The 23,294-nt window shown below is 61.7% G+C and carries 24 protein-coding genes and 1 tRNA gene; 9 read left to right on the top strand and 16 right to left on the bottom strand.

Annotated features, from left to right (window positions below; genetic code table 11):
- Nucleotides 1-7 precede the first annotated feature (7 nt).
- The 5 genes from GR212_RS02220 to GR212_RS02240 form a co-directional block, all read right to left on the bottom strand.
- Complete coding sequence (locus GR212_RS02220) at nt 8-718, bottom strand: SDR family oxidoreductase (RefSeq protein ID WP_163984816.1); 711 nt, start codon at nt 716-718, stop codon at nt 8-10.
- 229 nt (nt 719-947) lie between these two features.
- Complete coding sequence (locus tag GR212_RS02225; protein WP_163984817.1) at nt 948-2,252, bottom strand: alpha/beta hydrolase; 1,305 nt, start codon at nt 2,250-2,252, stop codon at nt 948-950.
- A gap of 546 nt (nt 2,253-2,798) precedes the next feature.
- Nucleotides 2,799-3,680, bottom strand: coding sequence for an aldo/keto reductase (locus GR212_RS02230; RefSeq protein WP_163984818.1), 882 nt, complete (start codon nt 3,678-3,680; stop codon nt 2,799-2,801).
- A gap of 240 nt (nt 3,681-3,920) precedes the next feature.
- Entirely contained in the window at nt 3,921-4,574 is a 654-nt protein-coding gene (locus tag GR212_RS02235) for a TetR family transcriptional regulator (RefSeq protein WP_163984819.1), read from the bottom strand.
- Between the two features lie 61 nt (nt 4,575-4,635).
- Nucleotides 4,636-5,283 (bottom strand): class I SAM-dependent methyltransferase, encoded by a 648-nt coding sequence (locus tag GR212_RS02240; RefSeq protein ID WP_163984820.1) that lies wholly within the window; start codon nt 5,281-5,283, stop codon nt 4,636-4,638.
- A gap of 210 nt (nt 5,284-5,493) precedes the next feature.
- Between GR212_RS02240 and GR212_RS02245 the strand changes: the two genes are divergently transcribed.
- Nucleotides 5,494-6,417, top strand: a complete 924-nt coding sequence (locus GR212_RS02245) for an oxidoreductase (RefSeq protein ID WP_163984821.1) — start codon at nt 5,494-5,496, stop codon at nt 6,415-6,417.
- Between the two features lie 75 nt (nt 6,418-6,492).
- On the opposite strand, the gene GR212_RS02250 is transcribed toward GR212_RS02245, so the two are convergent.
- Complete coding sequence (locus GR212_RS02250; protein WP_432444349.1) at nt 6,493-6,969, bottom strand: BA14K family protein; 477 nt, start codon at nt 6,967-6,969, stop codon at nt 6,493-6,495.
- A gap of 147 nt (nt 6,970-7,116) precedes the next feature.
- Here GR212_RS02250 and GR212_RS02255 point away from each other — a divergent pair, with 147 nt between their 5' ends.
- Nucleotides 7,117-7,566, top strand: a complete 450-nt coding sequence (locus GR212_RS02255) for a MarR family transcriptional regulator (protein ID WP_163984823.1) — start codon at nt 7,117-7,119, stop codon at nt 7,564-7,566.
- Entirely contained in the window at nt 7,563-9,119 is a 1,557-nt protein-coding gene (locus GR212_RS02260; protein WP_163984824.1) for an MDR family MFS transporter, read from the top strand. The genes GR212_RS02255 and GR212_RS02260 overlap by 4 nt, the downstream gene beginning before the upstream one ends.
- Before the next feature lie 31 nt (nt 9,120-9,150).
- Here the strand turns inward: GR212_RS02260 and GR212_RS02265 are convergent, their stop codons facing one another.
- A complete protein-coding gene (locus GR212_RS02265; RefSeq protein WP_163984825.1) occupies nt 9,151-9,705 on the bottom strand; it encodes a TetR/AcrR family transcriptional regulator in 555 nt (184 codons plus the stop codon).
- Nucleotides 9,706-9,789: 84 nt separating this feature from the next.
- Here GR212_RS02265 and GR212_RS02270 point away from each other — a divergent pair, with 84 nt between their 5' ends.
- On the top strand, nt 9,790-10,824 hold the full coding sequence (locus GR212_RS02270; protein ID WP_163984826.1) for an aldo/keto reductase: 1,035 nt from the start codon (nt 9,790-9,792) through the stop codon (nt 10,822-10,824).
- Between the two features lie 7 nt (nt 10,825-10,831).
- Here the strand turns inward: GR212_RS02270 and GR212_RS02275 are convergent, their stop codons facing one another.
- The 4 genes from GR212_RS02275 to GR212_RS02290 form a co-directional block, all read right to left on the bottom strand.
- A complete protein-coding gene (locus GR212_RS02275; protein WP_163984827.1) occupies nt 10,832-11,149 on the bottom strand; it encodes a hypothetical protein in 318 nt (105 codons plus the stop codon).
- Nucleotides 11,150-11,231: 82 nt separating this feature from the next.
- Nucleotides 11,232-11,308: transfer RNA gene (locus GR212_RS02280), tRNA-Arg, on the bottom strand.
- A gap of 124 nt (nt 11,309-11,432) precedes the next feature.
- Nucleotides 11,433-12,953: a sensor histidine kinase gene (locus GR212_RS02285; RefSeq protein WP_163984828.1), complete on the bottom strand. Its 1,521-nt coding sequence runs from the start codon at nt 12,951-12,953 to the stop codon at nt 11,433-11,435.
- Nucleotides 12,954-13,110: 157 nt separating this feature from the next.
- Nucleotides 13,111-15,117, bottom strand: coding sequence for a methyl-accepting chemotaxis protein (locus tag GR212_RS02290; RefSeq protein WP_163984829.1), 2,007 nt, complete (start codon nt 15,115-15,117; stop codon nt 13,111-13,113).
- A gap of 407 nt (nt 15,118-15,524) precedes the next feature.
- On the opposite strand from GR212_RS02290, the gene rpmH reads away from it, so the two are divergent.
- From rpmH to yihA, 4 genes are all read left to right on the top strand, one after another.
- The gene (gene rpmH, locus GR212_RS02295) at nt 15,525-15,659 is read left to right on the top strand and encodes a 50S ribosomal protein L34 (RefSeq protein ID WP_041677194.1); all 135 of its coding nucleotides are present in this window, start codon (nt 15,525-15,527) and stop codon (nt 15,657-15,659) included.
- A 25-nt stretch (nt 15,660-15,684) separates the two neighbouring features.
- Nucleotides 15,685-16,086, top strand: coding sequence for a ribonuclease P protein component (gene rnpA / locus GR212_RS02300; protein WP_163984830.1), 402 nt, complete (start codon nt 15,685-15,687; stop codon nt 16,084-16,086).
- A complete protein-coding gene (gene yidC, locus GR212_RS02305; protein ID WP_163985163.1) occupies nt 16,086-17,888 on the top strand; it encodes a membrane protein insertase YidC in 1,803 nt (600 codons plus the stop codon). Before rnpA ends, yidC begins: the two co-directional genes overlap by 1 nt.
- Nucleotides 17,889-18,079: 191 nt before the next feature.
- Nucleotides 18,080-18,739: a ribosome biogenesis GTP-binding protein YihA/YsxC gene (gene yihA, locus GR212_RS02310; protein ID WP_163984831.1), complete on the top strand. Its 660-nt coding sequence runs from the start codon at nt 18,080-18,082 to the stop codon at nt 18,737-18,739.
- A gap of 74 nt (nt 18,740-18,813) precedes the next feature.
- Here yihA and GR212_RS02315 read toward each other — a convergent pair whose 3' ends face one another.
- From GR212_RS02315 to GR212_RS02325, 3 genes are all read right to left on the bottom strand, one after another.
- Nucleotides 18,814-19,371 carry a fasciclin domain-containing protein gene (locus GR212_RS02315; RefSeq protein ID WP_163984832.1) on the bottom strand — a complete coding sequence of 186 codons (558 nt, stop codon included), beginning with the start codon at nt 19,369-19,371 and terminating at the stop codon, nt 18,814-18,816.
- A 109-nt stretch (nt 19,372-19,480) separates the two neighbouring features.
- Nucleotides 19,481-20,194 carry an anti-sigma factor gene (locus GR212_RS02320; protein WP_163984833.1) on the bottom strand — a complete coding sequence of 238 codons (714 nt, stop codon included), beginning with the start codon at nt 20,192-20,194 and terminating at the stop codon, nt 19,481-19,483.
- Complete coding sequence (locus tag GR212_RS02325) at nt 20,191-20,730, bottom strand: sigma-70 family RNA polymerase sigma factor (RefSeq protein ID WP_163984834.1); 540 nt, start codon at nt 20,728-20,730, stop codon at nt 20,191-20,193. Before GR212_RS02325 ends, GR212_RS02320 begins: the two co-directional genes overlap by 4 nt.
- A 180-nt stretch (nt 20,731-20,910) precedes the next feature.
- On the opposite strand from GR212_RS02325, the gene argB reads away from it, so the two are divergent.
- Nucleotides 20,911-21,798 (top strand): acetylglutamate kinase, encoded by an 888-nt coding sequence (gene argB, locus GR212_RS02330; RefSeq protein ID WP_163984835.1) that lies wholly within the window; start codon nt 20,911-20,913, stop codon nt 21,796-21,798.
- Nucleotides 21,799-21,958: 160 nt separating this feature from the next.
- Here argB and GR212_RS02335 read toward each other — a convergent pair whose 3' ends face one another.
- Both GR212_RS02335 and GR212_RS02340 read right to left on the bottom strand, forming a co-directional pair.
- The gene (locus tag GR212_RS02335; RefSeq protein ID WP_163984836.1) at nt 21,959-22,384 is read right to left on the bottom strand and encodes a lipocalin-like domain-containing protein; all 426 of its coding nucleotides are present in this window, start codon (nt 22,382-22,384) and stop codon (nt 21,959-21,961) included.
- A 73-nt stretch (nt 22,385-22,457) separates the two neighbouring features.
- Entirely contained in the window at nt 22,458-23,228 is a 771-nt protein-coding gene (locus GR212_RS02340; RefSeq protein ID WP_163984837.1) for an isocitrate lyase/PEP mutase family protein, read from the bottom strand.
- Between the last annotated feature and the right edge of the window lie 66 nt (nt 23,229-23,294).

A 23,294-nucleotide genomic window follows, 5' to 3' on the forward strand; every position in this document is an offset into this window, starting at 1 on the left:
ACTCCAATCAGACGTGTCGCGTAATGCCGCCATCGACGCGGATATTCTGGCCGGTGATGTAGCCGGCGCCATCCGACAACAGGAACGCTGCGGTCTTGGCGATCTCGCTCATCAGGCCGATGCGCTTCATCGGCACCTTCTCGGCGGTTTCCGGCTTGTGGTTCAGGCTATCGATGTAGCCGGGCAGGATGCAGTTCATGCGGATGTTGTCGGCGGCGTAGCGATCGGAATAGAGCTTGGTGAAGGCGCCGGCGGCAGCGCGATAGGTGCAGGAGACCGGGAAGACCAGCGACGGCTCGTAGGCGGCAAAGGTGGTGATGTTGACGAAGGCGCCCTTGCCCTGCTTCAGCATGACCGGCGTCACCAGCCGCGCCATGCGCACGAGCGACAGGATCATCATGTCGGAACCGAGCGTCCAGCTTTCGTCCGAGATATCGAGCAGATCGCCCTTCGGCGGATGGCCGGTGTGATTGACCACGGCGTCGATGCGGCCATAGCTTTTCATCGTCAGATCGAAGATCGCCTGGATATCCTCGGCCTTCTCCGCCACGCCGCGCGAGGCAACACCGCCGAGCTCGGCGGCCAGCGTCTCGCAGCTTTCCGATGGCGACATCAGCGCCAGCCGATAGCCGTTGGCGGCCAGTTCGCGGGCGATCGCTTCGCCCATGCCACGGCCACCACCGGTAATCAGTGCAACGGGCTTTTCGGTATCGGACATGGTTTTCCTCCTGGTAGCGGTTGATGCGAACGGCGTCATGTGAACGGACGCTTCATGCCGGTCATCATATCGGCCGCCAGCCGGGCTGTCGCCGCCGATGTCCGAAGCCATCCGCAAATATGCCACGCGCCGACAGGCGCGATCCTCTGATATATCAGATTGAGCGACATGGCTATGGCGTTTTACAGCGGCGATGAGGGCCGCCGCCGCAAATCAGATCGGGAATGACTTATTGACCCAGAGCTTCGCCGACATTGCTGCCGGTTGCCTCCACGCTATCGCCAAGCGAACCGACGGTATTGCCGGCGGAGGCGCCGACACGGCGCAATTGTTCGCCGTAGTTCTGACGCGTGCGAGGATCGAAGATGGCAATCGGGGCACTGACGGCCGCTCCCGCCACGCTGCCGACCGTCTGGGCGGCGCCGAGCGCCACCGCGCCGACCGCGTCGCCGATGCCGACATCGGAATCGGTGATGGTCTGGCCTTCGATGAGCCGTGCGCCGATCAACCTCACCACTTCCGGGCTCTCGGCGAACTTGCCGTGATTGAGGCCATCGCCGGTCTTGAGCTTGGTGAGATCCAGCACGGTAATGCCCTGCTTTTCCAGCGCGCTGCGATAGGGTTCGGCTGCGGGATCGATCTGGCCAAGGCGGTCGATATTGCCGGAAATGCGCCGCGACAGGGAAAGAGCCCGGTCATCGCGCGAGACGAACAGCGTGAAGTGCGGCTTGTCCTTGCCGAGAGCGGCAAACTGCCGCGCGAAGACATCGACGTCCAGATCGGGCGAGGCCAGGATGACGTTCTTGATCTTCGGCGCGACGCGGCCGTTGCGGATCGCCATTTGCCGGAGCGATTCGACTGCGAGCCAGCTGCCCATCGAATGCGCCATGACGGTGATGTCGCCGACGGAAGGATCCGCCGCGACGCGACGCAGCAGTTCCTCGAGCGAATCGCGGGAATAGTTGGTGCTTTCCTTGTCGTACGCGTAGTCGAAAATGCTGGCTCGAGACGGCCAGGTGAACACGATCGGCGCGACATCGGCATGCGAATCGTGAACGATCTGCGCGAAGCGATAGACCGCATCCTCATAGCGATTGTTGAAACCGTGCACGAAGATCAGCACCCGCTTGTTCTTCGGCAATTCCGCATGCAGCCAGCCACGCCCGTCCGCTTCGGTCGGCAACGGCTTGACGGCCAGGGTAACGAAATTCTTCAACGGGTTGCCAGGCAGCCGGCTCGGCCACTGAACCTGGCCAACCTTGCGATTAGCCTCCGGCGGGATGGAGATGCTGACGGCATCTATCTTCAGCCCCGGTCCGCGCTCGCCCGAAAACAGGATCGCCGGATCCTTATCCGGCAGGCGCGTGGTGGCAACGAGGAGATCGACCTTCGACGTGCCGGGCACGTTTTCGTCCACCGGCTGCATGACGCCGACCGGGCGACCGCAGGCCGCAAGCGACAACGTCGCAACCACGGCAACAGTTCGGAAGAATACTCTGCCCCATCGGCCCGAACCCGCCATGCGCTGCATCATGCAACCTTTCCTTACCGTCGGAATGCTGCGCCACTCTACGCATGGGCGCCTGTGACGCAAGCCACTGCAGCGGTCTCCGGCCACATGATGCGCTACTAATTCGCAGCGGCATTGCAAAGGCGCAACGCCTTCGTGCATCCGGGAAGTGATAGAGGATGGCGGAATAAAAAAGAGCCCGATGCGGGAGGAGGATGCATCGGGCTCTTGATCCGGATTGGCAACTGGGAGGAGGAGTGTTGCCAATCATTGAAGGAGCGCTGGGAGGAGGAGGTGCGCTGCCTTCGAGGGATTAGATATAACGCCGAGGGGTGCATGAACAGACCGGCTTTCGCAATGCAGCAATGCATCAGACGCAATGCTCTCATTGTCATATGCCGAGATTCCCGCATAAAGCCGCCGATCCTGGCTCTTCACCGCCTATTTTGCAGTCGATATCCGCTGAAATCCTGGGATTCACATGATCGTGATCGGCGTTTTTGCATTGGCACTGCCGTTCGCTGACATTCCCGGCCGATGAGCCACCTCACCGGCCGGGAGATTCCGGGCTCAAGCCGCCTTGAACGCCTTCTTGCCCTCGGCATCCAGCGCCGCAAACTCCTCGTCGGAAAGGACGATATCGACCGCCGCTGTGTTTTCCTCGAGATGCTTGACCTTGCTGGTGCCGGGAATCGGCAGCATAACCGGACTGCGCTTCAGCACCCAGGCGAGCGCGATCTGGCTCGGAGCGGCATTGTGCTTCTTCGCGATGCTATCGAGCAACGAGCCTTCCTTGGCGAGATCGCCGGCAGCAAGCGGGAACCAGGGAATGAAGCCGATGCCATGCTTTTCGCAATAGTCGAGCACGTCCTCGCTGGTGCGATCGACCAGATTGTAGCGGTTCTGCACCGTCGCCACCTTGAAATGCTTCGATGCGGCTTCGATGTCGGCAACCGACACCTCGCTCAGGCCGGCATGGCGGGCGATGCCGTCATCCAGCAGCGACTTCACGGCATCGAACTGTTCGGCCGCCGGCACCTTGGGATCGATGCGGTGCAGCTGCCAGAGGTCGATGCGGTCGACGCCGAGATTGCGTAGGCTCTTGTGGGCCTGCTGGATCAGGTATTCAGGGCGACCCACTGGCACCCAGACATTCGGACCGGTCCGGGTAAGCCCGCCCTTGGTTGCGATGACGAGACCGGCGCCATACGGGTGGAGCGCCTCCTTGATCAGACGTTCGGAAACATCCGGGCCATAGGAATCGGCCGTATCGATGAAATTGATGCCGAGCTCCGGCAGGCGCCTCAAGGTGCGGACGGCTTCGTCATGGTCGTCGGGCTCGCCCCATATGCCGGCACCGGTAATGCGCATGGCGCCGAAACCGAGACGATGAACGGGGAGATCGCCGCCGATCTTGAACTGACCGGACTTGGCTGCGTCGAATTCTGACATGGTTGTAGTCCCTTTTTGCTGATCTGAAATCTATCTGTCGTTTTCGGCATCCGGGGAGGAGCCGGGATTTGTCGTGCAAATCGAGCGTTTCGCGAGGAGGGAATTGAAGTCGCGACCCGATACTAGATGGGTTTGCACGACGACATATGCAATGCGCCGATGCTTGACATATCGGGTCGCAGCACTCCCGGCGAAGCTGCTACTATGGCCGCGATCCGTGACGGCTCGTGTCGGCGGAAATCACCGCCCCGGTTTGCCTTGCCCTATGAGCTCGCCAAGATCGGCAAGCGCTGCCCAAAGCTCATCGAACATGGCCCGGGCGAATTCCTCCAGCGAAATATCCCGTGGGGATTCCATCCAGCGCTCACCGCCGATGCGCAGCATCGTGCCGACGGCGGCGGCAAGCACGCTCAGACGGAACCGTTCGGCTTCTCCACCCCCGCTGCGGGCATGCAGCGCATCGGCGAGCTTCCGCTCCAGCTTGGCGTATTTCAACTGATCGCGGGCGCAGAGCGCCGGCGTATTGCGGATCAACGCCGCCAATGCGAGCCGCTGCGGATCGGCGATGGTGGCGCGAAGGGCGACATCGACCGCCGCCTCGATGACCGCGACAAGGCTGGCATCGCCCGGCTGCGCCGCGACAGCGTCGATCAGCTCGCCGGCGAAACCGTCCTGCCAGGCGGCGACCACCTCCTCCTTGCTGGGGAAGTAGTCGAAGAAGCTGCGCTTGGAGACGTCCGCCGCTTCGGTGATATCCTCGATCGTGGTGGCATCGAAGCCGCGCTCAAGGAAAAGCTTCAGGGCCGCGGATTCGATACGCTCGCGGGTCTGGCGGCGCTTGCGCTCGCGCCGGCCTTCCTTCACCGCGATATCGCCATCCGGCTTCTTCTCCATCCGCTATCCCTGCTCGGCACTCGCTTGGGCCGCCCCATATCAGCCTTGCCGCCTCCGGCGCCTATGCGCTGATTCCGGCGCTGTCTCCGGTGCTACGATATTTGGCGCCGGTGATCGAGAGTTCCAACGGATTTTGCCGCGATATCCTGTAGACGCCGGCCGGCGGAATATTGCGGACGGTGCTGCCGATGCGTGTTCCCTTAAGCCCGAGACTTGCGAGGATCGGCTTCTGCACCGGGCATCGCGGACCGTAGGTGAACTGATAGAAGGCGCCACCCGGTTTCATCGTTTCGAAGGCGCCGCCGACAATGGCTGCAACCTTCGAGGGCGGCATGGACAGCAGCGGCAGGCCGCTGACGACGGCGCCGAAAGGCGCGTCGTCGAAAAGACCGCACTCGCCGAGCCGCGCCGCATCCATATGCACGACCCGCGCCTCGGGAAAGCGCAAGCGCAGGCGCGCGGCAAACTCCTCGCCGAATTCCACGAGCGTTAGCGCGTGTTCCGGGATACCGCGCGCCAGCAACGCGCGGGTGAACACGCCTGTTCCCGGACCGAGTTCGAGGATCGGTCCATCGAGCGGCTCGATCTCCTGCGTCATCAGCCTGGCCAGCCGCTCGCCCGACGGCGCGACGGCGGCAACCCGCATGGGATCGCTCACCCAGGAGCGGAAAAACTGCATAAAATCAGAGCATGAAGTCTTTGTCGTCATTCCGCGAATCCAATCTTCGGCCATGTGACGCGATGAGGACCGAGCAGCGTGGCAATTCGAAGGCATGTCGCGCCATCAGGCCGTCGAAAATCATTGATACGCAAGGCAAGTCTATCCGAAGGCGTTATTTTCATTTATTGCAAACTTGCATTTAGTGTAAAAATTACCAGATACAATGGGCAACGCCAAACCTCTTCACAGGAGCCCGCAATGCCAGACTGGACAGTGAAAGACATTCCGCCGCAGACAGGTCGCATCGCAGTCATCACCGGCGCCAACAGCGGTATCGGCTACGAAGCCGCCAAGGCTCTGGCCGGCGCAGGCGCAAAAGTCATCATTGCCTCGCGCAACGAGGCGAAAGGCAACGAGGCGCTCGCCAAGATCCGCGCCGCGACGCCTGGGGCGGACGTGACATTCGAGGCGCTCGACCTTGCAAGCCTTGCTTCGGTCGCCCGCGCCGCCGACCGCATCGCCGGCACGCTGCCGCATATCGACCTGCTCATCAACAATGCCGGCGTCATGGCCATCCCTGACCGGCACGAGACCGAAGACGGTTTCGAGATGCAGATGGGCGCCAACTATATCGGCCATTTCGCCTGGACGATGCGGTTGCTGCCGAAGGTATCGGCGGCGGAAAATCCACGCGTGGTCACGGTCAGCAGCCTCGCGCACCGCAGCGGCAGGATCAATTTCGACGACCTGCAGTGGCGCAGGCGCTATCGGGCCTGGCCTGCCTATTGCCAGTCGAAGCTTGCAACGCTGCTGTTCAGCCTGGAGCTTGACCGGATAGCACGCGCCGAAGGCTGGACGCTGAAGAGCGTTGCCGCCCATCCCGGCTACGCCGTCACCGGATTGCAGACCACAGGCCCTCGCATGGGCCGCGACGCACCGGGCAGCTTCGAGTTTCTGATGAAATTGCTGGAGCCGTTTCTATCGCAATCGGCGGCGGCCGGCGCCCTGCCGACACTCTTTGCCGCCACCTCGCCCACGGCCGAGGGCGGCGCCATGTATGGCCCAAGCGGCTTTTACGAACTCAAAGGCCCGCCGGTGCTAGCGAAAATCGCTGCGCACGCCCGCGATCAAGCCATCTGGCGGCGGCTTTGGGATGTCTCGGAGCAGTTGACGGAATTGTAGACAGCGCTATCCGCAGCGGCCTGAAAAACAAATCCCTCCCCGCAGACCGGAGAGGGATTTTCAATGCGCTTCACATTACGGGCCGACGCACTGGCGGCGCGGACCGTTGGTCGGCTGATAGGTGTTGTCGGAGGCACGATAGGTCTTGTAGCGGCTGGCGCACCAACGAACATGGGCGCTGCCGCGCGGGGGCTGAGCGACGGCACCGCCGATGATCGCCCCGGCGCTGAAGGCTGCCAGCGGATACCACCAGCCATCGTTATAGCGGCGATAGCCGGGGCGAGCGTAGCGATAGCCGCGATGGCCATGCCAGTAGCCCGGCCGGTTATGCGGGCGGTAGTGCGGTCGATAATGCGGCCGGTTGTGGGGGCGATAGTGCCGGTTGTGATGGCGATACTGCACTTCGGTCACGCCGGCCGGCGGGCTACCCGCCTGCTGGATCGCCGGCTGAATCAAAGGCTGGATCGGCGCAGCGGCGGCCGGGTCGAAAGAAGTAACGGCAAGCAGGGCACTCAGGGCGGTCACTGTTACGGTTGTCAGGAAACGTTTCACAGCTCTTCTCCTCCTCGCGAGTCGCAATATCGGTTGATAACGCGCCATGATTGAAAATGTTTCACAATATTATCGCTTGCGCAAGTACATGCGGCACGATACCTATATAGATAGGAAGCCTACCTATCTACTTGCGAGCGAACCCCTGTGAGCAAAGCCGACCACCATCGTTTGACCGAAGATGCCTATGCGCTCGCCGAAGCGCTGCGCCCCGCCCTCCACCGCCTGTACCGGCAATTGCGCCGCGAGAGCGACGATGCCGGGCTGTCGCCGCTGCACGGCCTGCTGCTCGCCGCCATCATCCGCCAACCGGGCATCGGCGTCGCCGAGCTGGCGCGGATGGAGAAGCTGCGCGGACCGACGATATCAGGACATGTGAAGGCGATGGAGCGGGATGGGCTTATCGCCCGCTCGGAGCCAGACCCGAACGATCGTAGGCGCAACGGCCTTGTTGCCACCGAGAAAGGCCAGGAGATCATCCGCGGCCTGAAACAGCGCAGAACCGACTGGCTCGCCGCCGAACTCGTCAAACTGTCACCTCAGCAGCGCGACGCCATCCGCGCCGCGATAGAACCGCTCATGGAGATCGGACAATGAACGCCGAAGGTCCAACTGCCGCTTCTCCATCCGCGCCGGCGGCAGGCGATCCGCCCGATCGTCGCGAGATCCGGGCGGTCATACTCGGCCTGATGATCGTTCTTGGCCTCGGCGCCATCGACCAGAGCATCGTCGCGACCGCGCTGCCGCGTATCGTCAGCGATCTCGGCGGCCTGACGCATCTCTCCTGGGTCGTCAGCGCCTATGTGCTCGCCTCGACCAGCACGATGCCGCTCTACGGCAAACTCAGCGACCAGTACGGCCGCAAGCCGATGATCTATGCGGCGATCCTCATCTTCCTTCTGGGCTCGGTGCTGAGCGGCATGGCGCAGACGCTGCTGCAGCTCATCATCTTCCGGGCGATCCAGGGCATCGGCGCCGGCGGATTGCTGCCGCTGGCGCAGATCATCATCGGCGACATCGTGCCGCCGGCCCGACGCGGCCGCAACCAGGGCTCGATCGCCGCCGTCTTCGCAGTCTGCAGCGTCATCGGGCCGATTGCCGGCGGCATCATCACCGATATGCTGTCCTGGCACTGGATCTTCTACGTCAATCTGCCGATCGGCGCCGTCGCCCTCGTCATGATCGGGCGCGCGCTCAAGCGGCCACACCATGCCCATAGCCGCCGCATCGACTATCTCGGCGCGGTTCTGCTGACGAGCTGCACGACCAGCTTCCTGCTGGTGCTCGCACTCGGGGGCAACGAATGGGCCTGGAACTCGCCGCAGATCTTCGGCCTGTCCGCCGTCGCGCTCGTCCTGTTCGTGCTTTTCATCCTTCACATCCGCCGCGAACCCGAGCCCGTGCTACCGCCCGATCTCTTCCGCAACCGGCTGTTCGTCGTCGCCTGCATCGTGCTGGCGCTGACCTTCATGGGCATGCTCGGGGCGAGCCTGTTCTTTCCGCTGTTCTTCCAGATGGTCATGGGCGTCAGCGCTTCGCATTCCGGCCTGCTGACCGGCCCTTTGATGATCGGCGTCGTCATTTCGTCCATGGTCAACGGGCGCGTGCTGCTGCACCGTTTCGGGCGCTACAAGCCGGCGCAGCTCTGCGGCCTCGGTCTTGCGACCGCTGCCTTCGCGACGCTCGCCTGGGCGGCAGCTACCAGCCAGGGCTTCTGGATCATCGAACCGACCGTCTTCGCCCTCGGCCTGGGCCTCGGGCTGGTCATGCCCACCATGACGATCGCCGTGCAGAATGCCCTGCCGCTTGCCCATCGCGGCGTCGGAACGGCCACGCTCGCCTTCTTCCGCTCGCTCGGCGGCCTGATCGGCGTCACAGGCTCCGGCGCAATACTGGCCTACCGTGTGCAGAATGCCGGCGGTTTGCTGGATGGGGTGCATGTGTCGTCACTGACGGAGGCGGGGATGAAGCAGCTTGCCACCTCCTCTCCCGAAGCCCACGCCGCCGCGATAGCGCTCTACCGCCACGCAATCGCCATGACCTTCGCAACGGGAACGGCCATCGTGGCAGTCGCGCTGATCGCGCTGCTGTTTCTGCCGGAATTGCCGCTGGCAGCGGATCATGGGCAGGGAACGACGCGCTCGGGCTGAATGGAAAATCTCAGGTCAGTCGGATCATAGTCTATCGGCCTAGTCCGCGAATGATCAGATCGACCAAACGATCGGCGCGCGCCTCTCCTTGGGAGCCTGCGGGAACACGCCACAGGAAGCCGAGCACGAGAAGAACGTCTTCCGCGTCCGCGCCCGGCAGAAAATCTCCCGACGCTTCGCAGGCGCGCAGCAGATGATTGATCGCGCCCACCATTGGAAGATAGCCTTCCTGCATATCTCCAGCCGTCATCGCAGCGTGCAGGACATCGGCCAGGGCATGTTTCATCCGCCCATAATGGGCAAGCCGATCACACCAAAGGCGGAACGCCTGCATGGGCGAGTGAGCAGCGACCAACTCGGGAGCCAGCGCCACCAGTCCGTCGATCTCCTTGCGGTAGACCGCGGCCACCAGCGCCTCCCGCGTGGGGAAATGGCGGTAAAGCGTGCCAGGGCCGACGCCCGCCCTTTTGGCAATCGAATTGAGTGACGCATCCGACGCGGCTGTGAGCGCCTCGCGCGCCACCTCCAATATCTTGTCCCGATTGGCGCGGGCGTCGGCCCGCAGATCAGCCTCTACATTACTCATTGCGACCACCTTGACTAAACGGAGACCTCTCCATATAGCTTTAACCGGAGATATCTCCGGTAAGGTAGTCGAGAGGATAAACCCATGCAATATGTCAAATTGGGCCGCACTGGCCTTGATGTCTCGCCGATCTGCATCGGGGCGATGACCTATGGCGACCCGAAGCGAGGGCACCCGGTATGGTCGCTTGACGAAGAGACCAGCCGCCCATTGATCCGCCACGCGATCGAGGCCGGCATCAATTTCTTCGATACCGCCAACATGTATTCGCAGGGATCGAGCGAAGAGATCCTGGGGCGTGCGCTCAAGGATTTCGGCGATCGCGACGATCTGGTGATCGCGACCAAGCTGCGTCACCCGATGCGCTCGGGCCCTAATGGCGCAGGCCTCTCACGCAAGGCGGTCATGACCGAGATCGACCACAGCCTGCGCCGCCTCGGCACCGATTATGTCGACCTCTACCAGATCCACCGCGCCGACCAGACGACCCCCTGGGAGGAGACGCTGGAAGCGCTCCACGACGTCGTTAAAGCGGGTAAGGCGCGCTACATCGGCGCATCCTCGATGATGGCCTGGGAGTTCAGCAAGGCGCTGCACTTGCAGAAGGAGAACGGCTGGGCGCGCTTCATCTCGATGCAGGATCACTACAACCTCCTCGCCCGTGAGGAGGAGCGGGAAATGCTGCCGCTCTGCAAGGATGAAGGTGTCGGGACCATGGTCTGGAGCCCGCTCGCGCGGGGTCGTCTTACCCGGCCCTGGGGCGAGGCCACCACACGCTCCGAATCCGATCCGTTCGCAGGCGTGCTCTATAACGCGACCGAGGACAGCGATCGCGCCATCGTGGAGACCCTGTGCGCGATTGCGGAGGAGCGCGGCGTCGGCCCCGCGCAGATCGCTCTGGCCTGGCTGCGGCGCAATCCGGTTGTCGTGTCCCCTATCGTCGGCGCGAGCAAGACGAGGCATATCGACGACGCCGTCGCTTCGCTGGCCATCAAATTGACTGATGAAGAGGCCGCCCGGCTGGAGGCGCCCTACACGCCCCGCGTCGATTCCCAGGGGGTGTCGGATCCCAAGGAACGGGCCCGCATCTCCGCCTTAATCGGGATGAGGCCAGCCTGAGATCGGCTTAGGGCGTGTCGTCAGTCGAGGCTGATGAAAGGCGACGAACTGAACAGCGGCAAGGAAGATGCTTGCGAGCTTGTCGTATCTGGTGGCGATAGATCTTAATTGATTTGATATCGCTTAATAAAATGTCGATCAGATTGCGTTCGCAGCAGAGGGCGAAATCGGTGTGACGCGGCTGGGTGCGATTTGCTTTCAGCGGTATCATAGGTTTGATTTGGCGCTTGTCGCGATAATCAATCAGGGCGTCGCCACCATAAGCTTTGTCAGCCAGAAAGGCTTTGGCAATTACGGTGACAGTGCATTTCTTTCCCGTCGGCAAGCGACTCGCGGGACGGCTGCATCAGCTGTGCTCGAATGTTTCTTGAGCCCACCCAAAAAACTTCAAATCCTGTTAGGAAAAATGGCGCACCCGAAGAGATTCGAACTCCTGACCCCCAGATTCGTAGTCTGGTGCTCTATCCAGCTGAGCTACGGGTGCGTGCCGAAACGGAAGAAACCGTTGGCGTGGGCGGTTCTCTAAAGGGTCCATGGAGGGAATGCAAGTGGATTTGTGAAAAAGATCGCAATTTTCGTGCATGTTGATGTCAAGCCACTGAAAACAATCAGTTTTCTTGCATGCTTTTGCTGCGATAGTCATCAAGGGATACGGGCCGGTCTGGAATCTCGATGCGGAACTGCGTGCCGGCGGCCGGTTTTTCCACGAGCGCAATGGTGCCCCCATGGGCAAGCACGAGTTCGCGGGCGATCGCCAGGCCAAGGCCGGTGCCGCCGGAGCGGGCCGAACCGCGGAAGGCCATGAAGAGGTTTTCCCGCGCCTTCTGCGGCATGCCGGGCCCGGTATCGTCGACGGTGATGCTGACGACGCTGCCGATTCGATGCGCCGACACCGTGATACGCCGGATGCTGTCCGCCTCCGTCTCGCCGAATGCGATCAATGCCTGATGGGCGTTGCGGCAAAGGTTATGGATGACGCGAAACAGCTGCTCGCCGTCGGCATCGACCTCCAGGTCCGGACTGAGCTGCTCGACGAATCCGATTCCGCTCTCCGGATCGATCGCGAGAATATCGCGAACTTCCTCGATCAGCTCGACCAAGCGAATCTTGCGGCGGCGCGGCGCCGATTCGGATGTCTGTCCATAGGACAGGACCTCAGTCGTATACCCCACGGCACGGTCGATGGTGCGCAGCAGCTTCGGCGCGAAGCGCTTGACCATGGGGTCGTCGACATCGACCAGACGGTCCGACATCAGCTGCGCCGCCGAAAGGATGTTGCGCATGTCGTGGTTGATCTTCGACACGGCAAGGCCAAGAGCTGCCAGGTTCTTTTGCTGCTTCAGCGTTTTCTGCAGCTGCGACTGCATGGTGGCAAGATGCCGGCCGGCCACGGCGAGTTCGTCGCGCCCCTTTTCCGGCTCGAGAACGCGACCGGGATCCTCCGGATCGTCCGAATAGGCCTGCATGCTGTCGGTGAGGCGGCGGATGGGGCGGATCATCATGCGGTTGATCGCAAAGAAGATCAGCGTCGCCGTAAACAGCGAGATCAGGATGGATACGAAGAAGACGCTGCGGGAATAGGCGAGCATCGCGTTGCGCAGGCGGGTATCCTTGAGCACCACCTCGATGCCGGTGCCGTCGTCGCCGCCGACCGGACCGAAGACGCGGATGATGCGGTTGCCGCCAAACAGCAGCGTGTCGAGCGCATCCTTGATCGCCGTCAACTGCGAGACATCGCTGAGATCGTATTTCTCATCGACGGACGCCGGCATCTCGGCCGTCGCCAGCAGGCGCGAGGTGCCATCCTTGCGCAGAACGATGGCGCGCGTGCCCGTGGCCATCAAGGTTTCCTTCTGCAGGGCGCGGGGCAGCTCGGCCGGCTGCAGGCCATCGATGACGATGGCGGCGGCGGCGGCCGTGTTCAACCGATCCTCCAGCCAGCGCAGCCGCATATTGGCGACGGAGGGCACGAAGATGAGCACTTCCGCCAAGGAGATGAAGACGACGGTGAGGATGAGAAGCTTGCCGGAGAGACCGCCGAAAATGCCGGTGGGACGGCAAAACTGGGACAGCCGACCCTTGTCGGCCTTGCCGTCCTTTGCGGCGTCCTTGTCCTGCCCACTGTCCATTTCAATTGTCCCGATTCGCTGGAAAGCGACCTGATGCGACTTAATCGAAACTAGATAATAGGCGATTGCGGGCCTTTTTCCAATCGGCTCCGCAGTTTGACGATTGTAAAGGCCGGCCACGGCACCCATGCACCGCAGCCGGCCTTAGATCGACGGGTCAGAATTCTTCCCAGCTCTGGGCTGCCGCGGCCGGTGCAAGCGCACCGCCGCCGAATGCCGTCGCGACCCTGTCGATCATCCGGCGTGCCGGCGATGCCGTGGGGCGATGCGTCTCGGCGCGCGCTGCCACCGGCGCGGGGGCGCTGGCGGAATCGACCTTGAAGCGGGAGACGAGATGGACGAGGCCATCCGCTTCGCCGGCCAGACGATGGGTCGCAGCCGATGTCTCCTCGACCATGGCGGCATTGCGCTGCGTGACCTCATCCATCTGGTTGACGGCGTTGTTCACCTCGGACAGGCCCGTTGCCTGTTCGCGCGCCGCCGTTGCGATCGAGTGGATGTGATCGTTGATCTTGAGCACGCGCGCTTCGATGGAGGACAGCGCCTCGCCCGTCGCCTGCACGAGCTTGACGCCGACCTGCACTTCATCGCCGGATTTGCTGATCAGCGCCTTGATGTCCTTGGCCGCGGTGGCGGAGCGCTGGGCGAGCTCCCGCACCTCCTGGGCAACGACGGCGAACCCCTTGCCCGCCTCGCCCGCACGCGCGGCCTCGACGCCGGCGTTCAACGCCAGCAGGTTGGTCTGGAAGGCGATATCGTCGATCACGCCGATGATCTGGCTGATCTCGCCCGACGCCTGCTCGATGCGGCCCATGGCGTCGATCGCATTGCGAACGACGGTGCCGGAGCGGGCCGCATCGTCCTTGGCTTCGCCGACCATGACGCTCGCCTCGCGCGCCCGTTCGGTCGAGTTCTGCACGACGGAGGTGATCTCGTCGAGCGCTGCCGAGGTCTCCTCGAGCGCTGCCGCCTGCTGCTCGGTGCGCTTGGAGAGGTCGTCGCTGGCATGACGCAGTTCGTTGGTGTTGGAGTTGATCGAGCCGGTCGTCTGGCGCACTTCGCGCATGGTGCTCTTCAGCGTCGCGAATGTCGTATTGACGTTCTGCTGCAGCTCGGCGAAGGCGCCCTGGAATTCGCCCTTCATGGCCTGCGTGAGATCGCCTTCGGCCAGGCTCGCAATGACGCGGCGCACTTCGCCGATGCCGGTATCGACGCTGATCAGCAGTTCGTTGACGTTGCGCGCGAAACGATTGAGGTTGACGTCGCCATAGTCCTTGTCGATGCGGCGGCTGAAATCGCCGGCCGCCGCGGCCGAGACCGCCAGGGACATGCTCGACTGAAGCTCGTCGCTTTTGGCGCGCATGGCCGCTTCCTCGGCATTCATGCGGCGCACTGCATTGCCGTTTTCCTTGAAGACGTCCACGGCTGCCGCCATCTCGCCGATCTCGTCGCGACGGCCGGCAAACGGCACCTCGATATCGAAACGCCCTTCGGCAACGCTCTTTATGGCGGCCGTCACCTTGCGGATCGGGGTGCTGAGATGAACGGTGCCGATATAGGCGCCCAGACCGATGCCGGCGCCAATCCCCGCGATCATGATGCCGAGGACGACCCAGAAGACATTGTTGTGGAAGCTTGCAATATCCGCCTCGGCCCTTGCGAGTTCCGCCTTGTCGGTGTGCACGACCGCATCGATTTCAGCCTGGAATGCCTTGCGATTGGCGCGGTTCGCTTCGTTGTTGCCCTGCTTGCTCGCGGCGTCCGGCCCATCCGTCACGCCGAGCCTGGCGGTCTCGGTCCGGAAGACCCGAAACTCCTGGGCGCGAGACTGCAATTTGGCGAAGTCAGCCTTCTGTGAATCGGGAACCAGAGGCGCCCAGCTCGCCAATACCTTGTCGATTTCGTCGAGGTCGCCCATCAGCCCATCCGCGAAGGTCTTGGAATCCTTTGCCGATGCTGCGGCATAGATGCCGCGCGCTTCCATGACCGCTGCGGTCACATAGCGATTCAGGTGCTCACCCATGTAGGCACGGCCGGCCGTCTGCTCGTAGCTCTGCAGTTTCTGATCGTATTGATGCAACGCATAGAGGGCAGTTGCACCGATCAACAGGGCCGCCCCGGCCATGACCGACACAAGCAGATTGATTTTACCACGAATTTTCACAATATCCCTCCGGCGCCGATCCCATCCCCCAAAAATCGATGGGTTTTCCGGCATTTACTTAGATATCGATGAAAATCATTAATGTTGCATTGAAGTATTTTCCGCCTATACGCGGGTTGATTCTAGTATATATAATAAGTTTCTTATATTAAATCCGGCGATCGCCTCCGCCAATGGCGAGGTATCGCACGCAAAGCCTGAAGCGGTTGCCGACAGACCGAATTTGCGGCCAATCCAAGGAATCTGCAGCGGTATAATTGACTCTTCGGGCCTCGATCCGTATAAGCCCGCGCACGTCCGGTCATGGAGCCTGCATTTGCGGGACACATCCGTTCGCCATAATCAACAACGCTCCTTGCTTTTGAAGCAAAGCTCAAGAAGGGCCGCACTCCGCGGTGTTTAAATAAATGAAGCGTACCTATCAACCATCCAAGCTTGTTCGCAAGCGTCGTCACGGCTTCCGTGCTCGCATGGCTACCAAGGGCGGCCGTGCAGTTCTTTCCGCTCGCCGTAACCGCGGCCGCAAGCGTCTTTCGGCCTAAGGGCCGAAGTGCCCGATAATCCAGGATGGCGGGCAAATTGACGAATGAACGACCAAAAAAGACTGTCGGGCGGCTGAAAAGCCGGCCGCAGTTTCTTGCAGTCCGCGAAGGCGAGAAGCGCAGAGGCGCGTTCTTCCTCATAGAGATGCTGGACCGCAAGCTTGCCGACGCCGAGCCCCGCGTTGGTTTTACCGTTACCAAAAAACATGGAAACGCGGTGGAGCGCAACCGCATGCGGCGCAGGCTGAAAGAAGCCGTGCGGCTTCACGCCGGATTTGCAATGCAGCCCGGACACGACTATGTGGTTGTCGCGCGACGCGAGGTGCTGACCGCGCCTTTCGAAAAGCTGGCAAGCGAACTCGTAAGCCGCGTCGAAACCAGGCCGAAACATCGGCGGTCGGAAACGGACCGCTCCAGGAAAGTATGATGGAAAACAACCGCAATTACTTCATAGCAATTGCACTGTCCGTGCTGATCGTTCTCGGCTGGCAGTTTTTCTATATGAACCCCCGCCTCGAAGCGCAGCGCCAGGCCGAGCAGGCCGCCAAGCTGCAGCAGCAGTCCCAGCAGGCTCAGACGACGCAGTCGCCTGCTGCGGGTACGGCGGTAAACGGTTCCTTGCCGGCAAACGGCCAGACGACGCCGACGGTGCTGACCCGTGACCAATCCGTCGCCAAGACCTCCTCTTCGCGCGTTGTCATCGACACGCCCGCACTTGCCGGTTCCATCAACCTGGAAGGCGCTCGTTTCGACGATTTGAGGCTGAAGAGCTACCACGAGACCGTCGACAAGAGCAGCCCGATCATCACGCTGTTCAGCCCGGCCGACACCAAGGACGGCTACTTTTCCGAACTCGGCTATCTCGGCGGCGATACGACCGGCACGGTTCCCGGCCCCTCGACCATATGGACGCTGGCAAGCGGCGACAAGCTGACCGACAAGACGCCGGTGACGCTGTCCTACACCAACGACAAGGGCATCACCTTCAGCCGCACCATCTCCGTCGACGATCGCTACATGTTTACGATCAGCGACAAGATCGTCAATGGCGGCCAGGCACCGGTCTCGCTGTCGAGCTACGGCCGCGTCACGCGCTACAACAAGCCGGAAACACCGTCCGCCTACGTTCTGCATGAAGGCTTCATCGGTGTCATCGGCGACGATGGCCTGATCGAGAGCAAGTATGCCGCCGTGGAGAAGGAAGCCGTAAACCCGGCAAAGGCAACCGGCGGATGGCTCGGCATTACCGACAAGTATTGGGCCGCAACGATCGTGCCGCCGCAGTCGACGGCCTACGATGCCCATTTCTCGCACTTCACCGACGGTACGCCGCGCTATCAGGCCGACTACAAGGAAGATGCGGTCACGGTCGCTCCAGGCCAGTCGCTTGAGCTGAAGAACCTCATCTTCGCCGGCGCCAAGGAAGTTCCGGTCATCGATCGCTATGAAACGAGCTACTCGATCCCGCGCTTCGACCGCCTGATCGACTGGGGCTGGTTCTATTTCATCACCAAGCCGATGTTCAAGCTGATGGACTTCTTCTTCCGCTTCTTCGGCAATTTCGGCGTCGCCATCCTCTGCACCACCATCGTCGTCAAGGCGCTCTTCTTCCCGCTCGCCAGCCGGCAATATGCCTCGATGGCGAACATGAAGCGCATGCAGCCGAAGATGGAAGAGCTCAAGGCCAAGTTCGGCGACGATCGCATGGGTCTGCAGCAGGCGACGATGCAGCTCTACAAGGAAGAGAAGATCAATCCGATCGCGGGCTGCTGGCCGGTGCTCTTGCAGATCCCGATCTTCTTCTCGCTCTACAAGGTGATCTACATCACCATCGAGATGCGCCACGCGGCGTTCTTCGGCTGGATCCAGGATCTTTCCGCGCCGGACCCGACCTCGATCGTCAATCTCTTCGGCCTGCTGCCGTTCGCAGCCCCGACCTTCCTGCATCTCGGCGTCTGGCCGCTGATCATGGGCATTACCATGTTCTTCCAGATGCGAATGAACCCGACACCGCCGGATCCGACCCAGGCGATGATCTTCAACTGGATGCCGCTGGTATTCATGTTCATGCTGTCGAGCTTCCCGGCCGGCCTCGTGATCTACTGGGCATGGAACAACACGCTCTCGGTCATCCAGCAGTCGATCATCATGAAGCGCCATGGCGTGAAGGTGGAGCTCTTCAACAACCTGAAGGGCCTCTTCAAACGAAAACCGGCGCCATCGAAATAAGTATAAAGCCCCGCTTCGGCGGGGCTTTTCGTTTGCGGCTTATCTGTTTTACGAGATCGGATTGCCGTGCCGTCGCCGCTCAAGGCGCATGGCCTGGACCGAGATGCCGCGTGATCGCCTGCCGATCAAAACTTGACTTTCACGGACAAAACCCCGAAGCCAGACCATCAAATCAAGCAAAGACCGAGAGAATGGCAGACCAGACGACAAAAGACGACAAGCCGCTTTTCGGGCGTCCGTGGATATTCATTCGCGGCGTGCCGGCAATGAAGTTTCTGCCGCCGGAAGGGCCGCCGGAAATTGCTTTTGCCGGGCGCTCCAACGTCGGCAAGTCGTCGCTGATCAATGCGCTGGTCGGACACAAGGGCCTTGCGCGCACTTCGAATACGCCGGGGCGTACGCAGGAGCTCAATTATTTCGTTCCCGATGGTTTTTCCGGCGAGAACGGCGACCTGCCGCCGATGGCATTGGTCGACATGCCCGGCTATGGTTATGCCGAAGCACCAAAGGATCAGGTCGACGCCTGGACGAAGCTGGTGTTCGACTATCTGCGCGGGCGCACGACGCTGAAGCGCGTCTACGTGCTGATCGACAGCCGCCACGGTATCAAGAAGAACGACGCGGAGGTTCTGGATCTGCTCGACAAGGCAGCTGTTTCCTATCAGATCGTGCTCACCAAGACCGACAAGATCAAGGAAGCCGGCCTGCCGAAGCTGCTCGCCGAGACCGCCGAGAAGATCCGCAAGCGCCCCGCCGCCTATCCCGGCATCCTCGCCACCTCCTCGGAAAAAGGCGCGGGCCTTCAGGAGCTGCGCGAGGCTATTGGCCTGACGGTCGGTATCCAGGTCTGAATACTGCACATCCGGATTGAGGCCGCCGCTCCTGACCCCGCTTCAGGGAACGGCGGCCGTGTTGCCGCGGAGGATTACATCTTCGGCAACAGCACCTTGTCGACGACGTGGATCACACCGTTCGACTGTTTGACATCGGCGATGGTGACGTGAGCCGTACCGCCGGTCTCGTCGGTCAAGGTCAGCTTGCCGGCCTTGTCCATGGCCTTGATCGTGCATCCACCGACCGTTTTCAGGTCGTATTCACCACCCTTGCTCTTCGCCCACTTGCCGATCGCGGCGGCCATGTCATCGCCGGCCACAACATGGCACGTCAGCACTTTGACCAGCTTCTCCTTGTTTTCCGGTTTCAGCAGCGTCTCCACCGTGCCGGGCGGCAGCTTCTCGAAGGCCTCGTTGGTCGGAGCAAAGACCGTGAAGGGCCCCTTGCCTTCGAGCGTATCGACGAGGCCCGCAGCCTTGACGGCCGCGACAAGCGTCGTGTGATCCTTCGAATTCACGGCATTCTGGACGATGTTCTTGCTGGCATACATCGCAGCGCCACCCACCATCGGGTCCTTGGCGTAGGCGAGGCTGGTTGCGGCGGACAGCATTGCAGCGACAGCGGCAACGCGAAACGCGGTCTTGATCATAACGTCTCCTCTTCCTCTCTATTGCCCCGATCACCCGGGGTCGAAAGAAAGTACGGAGCGCGCCGACAAAGAGTTTCAGCCGCGATTGCTTTTCGCGGGACGACGTTCGTCAGGGCAGGTGGATCGTGCCGGAGGCGACCACATCGCCTGTGGGCTTGCCGGTCGGCGAGCCGCCGAAGGGCTCGACGCTGACGGCGATGATGGCGCCCTCGGTCAATTTGCCGTGAAGTTCCGGCGGAAGGACAATTTCACCGTCACCCGTCTGCGGCAGGACTCCCAGCGCCTCGGCCGGATCGCTGCCGCGAATCAGCCAGAGCTCGAGCGACTTCTCCTCGGGCTTGCCGGCAGCGACCGGCGTCACCCTCAGGCGCCCGTTGGCGGCGTCGTAATTGGCGAGGAGATTGATGGGGCTGTCGTGGCCGGAAAGCGAGGCGGTCAACTGCTTGCCGGGGGAAGGAGGCAGACTGCCCTCGTTCGTAATGGCAAAGACCAGGACGCCGGCGGCCAGAAACAGCGAACCGAAGGCGACAGAGCGCCAGAGCGTGAGCGAATTCCAGAGATTCGCGCCAAGCGCGGTCTCGCCGAAAATCCGCTTCTCGATCTTCGGAAACACCGCGGCCGCCGGAGTAACCGTTTCGTATTCCTCGTTGAATTCCGAGAGGTTCTGCTCCCAGCGGCTGACGATGGCGGCGAACTGGCGATCGCTGCGCATGCGGCGCTCGACCTTCTGCCGGTCCTCCAATGAAAGCACGCCAAGCACGTATTCTCCGGCCAGGACTTCGTCGCGGGAGCGGCCTCCCTTGCTTTGATCGGGCGTACTCATCGGTCCATGCACTCTCTCAGTCTGATCAGGCTTCGACGCAGCCAGGTGCGCATAGTATTCAATGGCACCGTGTGTTGATCGGCGAGCTCCTGGTAGCTCAAGCCCTCGACATAGGCGCTGCGAACTGCCCGCGCGCGATCAGCTTCCAACTCTTCCATGCACCTGTCAATCCGCCTCCCCTCTCCCTTCACGATTGCTTGCTCTTCGGGGTCGGGTTCCAGGTCGGCAAGATCGTAGGCGGCGTCTATTTCGTCGGCTACCGGCTTGCGGGCACGGATGAAATCGATGGCCCGATTGCGCGCGATGACGACCAGCCATGGCATTGCCGGCCCCTCCGCAACGGCAAACTGCTCGGCCCGCTGCCAGATCTTGATATAGACCTCCTGCAAAATTTCTTCCGCATCCGCCTTGTTGCCAACGATACGCAAGCAAACGCCAAGGAGTTTCGGGCTGGTGCGCTTATAGAGCGCGGCAAAGGCTTTCTGATCGCGCATGGCGACACGACCGATCAGCGCTTCCATCTCCTCGCTCGCCATCCAACTCCCCGGTTGCGACGCCTGCGCCATCTTTAGAAGAAAAGCACCGGGTGACAAGCTCGCAAGTGCGATCAATTTCTGCAACGACGATAGGGCGTGCCGTCAACTAATCCCGACATCATTATTCCCTCTGTCAAAAACTTGAGATAAAAGGCCGCGAACAATTTCGAAGGGTGCACCATGTCCGAAGCCCAAAGCGAACTCCAAGCCAGCCTGCTCGCGCAGGCGCTGCCCTATATGCAGCGCTACGAAAACAAGACCATCGTCGTGAAATACGGTGGCCACGCCATGGGCAATGCCGAACTCGGCAAAGCATTCGCGGCGGATATCGCCCTGCTGAAGCAGTCGGGCGTCAACCCGATCGTCGTCCACGGCGGCGGCCCTCAGATCGGCGCCATGCTGACGAAGATGGGCATCGAATCGAAATTCGAAGGCGGCCTGCGCGTCACCGACCAAAAGACGGTCGAGATCGTCGAAATGGTGCTCGCCGGCTCGATCAACAAGGAAATCGTCGCGCTGATCAACCAGACCGGCGAATGGGCGATCGGCCTTTGCGGCAAGGACGGCAACATGGTCTTCGCCGAAAAGGCGCACAAGACCGTCAAGGATCCGGATTCGAACATCGAGCGCGTGCTCGATCTGGGCTTCGTCGGCGAAGTGGTCGAAGTCGACCGCACGCTGCTCGACCTGCTTGCCAAGTCCGAGATGATCCCGGTCATCGCACCGGTCGCTCCCGGGCGCGACGGCGCGACCTACAACATCAACGCCGACACCTTCGCCGGTGCGATCGCCGGCGCGCTCAGCGCCACGCGCCTGCTGTTCCTGACGGACGTTCCGGGCGTACTCGACAAGCAGGGCCAGCTCATCAAGGAACTTTCCGTGGCCCAGGCCCATGCGCTGATCGCCGACGGCACGATTTCCGGCGGCATGATCCCGAAGGTCGAAACCTGCATCGATGCCATCAAGGCCGGTGTTCAGGGCGTCGTCATCCTCAACGGCAAGACGGCCCATTCGGTCCTGCTCGAAATCTTCACCGAGCACGGCGCCGGCACGCTGATCGTTCCGTAGGGGCGGCGGCACATTCAAGGCTGACTGAAAAATTGGCTGATTTCAATCCGTTGTTATTCCATTGGGCTGCAAAGCCCAATGGACATGACTATGGCTTGGCGTGAAAGAGCACCTGCCGCATGATCGGTGCAGGGCGTGCGAGAACCCAGCGTAGCGGAGGTTAATCGCGCCTAAACCTGAGCACAGCCCTTCCTATTGGATTTCCCGATACCAACGGATTGGGCATCCAGCCCGTAAAGACCTCGAGCGTGTCTCCATCAAGCTTGTAGAAGCGTTCCTGCTCGCTACCTTTCCAGGCTTCGTTCCAGGATGAGTCAATCTTTGTGATGAACCTGTCGCCCTCGATCCGATATCGTCCGGTGTAGGCCATCATGGTACGGAAAAGTCCCAGCAGTTTCTCATCCGCAGTCCCAGGCTCCCGCGCCCCTGCGGTAACCAGGACCATCATTCGCCCATCAGTGCCGAACATAAGGCGCCCATTGGGGTGGTCGCCCCACGGTTGACTGCGCTCCCTTGAATCCTGAAGCTCGGTATCAAAAGAAACCAAGCGCCAGCAACCGTGGAGCCCGGTGTCGCGCTCAGACATTTTCACTCCTGCCGTCGTTTGCCCAAAGGGATCCGCCTGCCGAAGAGGTAGAGGATCCCGGCTTCTATTATGCTCAAGTCGGCCGGTAGATCGCTTCGGCCTCGCTTTTCAACATTCCCATGACCGATCGGTAGGGAGCCGGCCCATAGCTTATGCGGCTGACGCCGAGCTTTGCCATGGTCTCGTTGTCGGGTGTTGCCGGGCGCACCATGATGTTGACCGGCAGAGGCGAGCGTTCGCACAAGGCGCCGATCAGTTCCGGTTCGACAAGGCCGGGCGCGAAGAAGCCGCTGGCCCCGGCCTCGGCGAATGCATCGGCGCGGCGGTATGCGTCGTCCAGCAAGATATGGTGATGGGCCGTGTCGCTTTCCTGCAGGAAAAGATCGGTTCGGGCGTTGATGAACAACGGCATTTCCCGGCGATCGGCCATTTCCCGGATGGCCCTGATGCGCGCCGCCTGTATCTCGGCAGGATGAACGCCCTCGCCGCCGATCACCTGATCCTCGAAATTGATGCCGACCGCGCCGTGATCCATGATCTTTTCGACGTTGGCGGCAACTTCCTCCGGTTCGACGGCATAGCCACCCTCGAAATCGACGGAGAGCGGCAAGGGGCTCGTCACCGAAATCAACCTGGCGGTGACCGCCAGCAGCGATAGCGGGATCGCCTGACCGTCGCCGAAACCGTTGGCGGCGGCGACCGACCAGCTTCCCGTCGCCAGCGCCTTCGCGCCGGCTTCCGTTACGGCCTTGGCAGAGCCTGCATCCCAAATATTGAAAAGGATCAGCGGCTCGCCCTTCTTGTGCAGCCGCGCGAACTCCTGCGCCTTTTCCACCTGACTCATCGCGTCCCCTCCGAAAAGCCCGGCCGGGGATTCCTCTCCGCGACCCGAAAGAGCGGAAGCCCTTCC

It is taken from the genome of Martinezella lusitana (assembly GCF_010668395.1).
Lineage (GTDB): Bacteria > Pseudomonadota > Alphaproteobacteria > Rhizobiales > Rhizobiaceae > Rhizobium > Rhizobium lusitanum_A.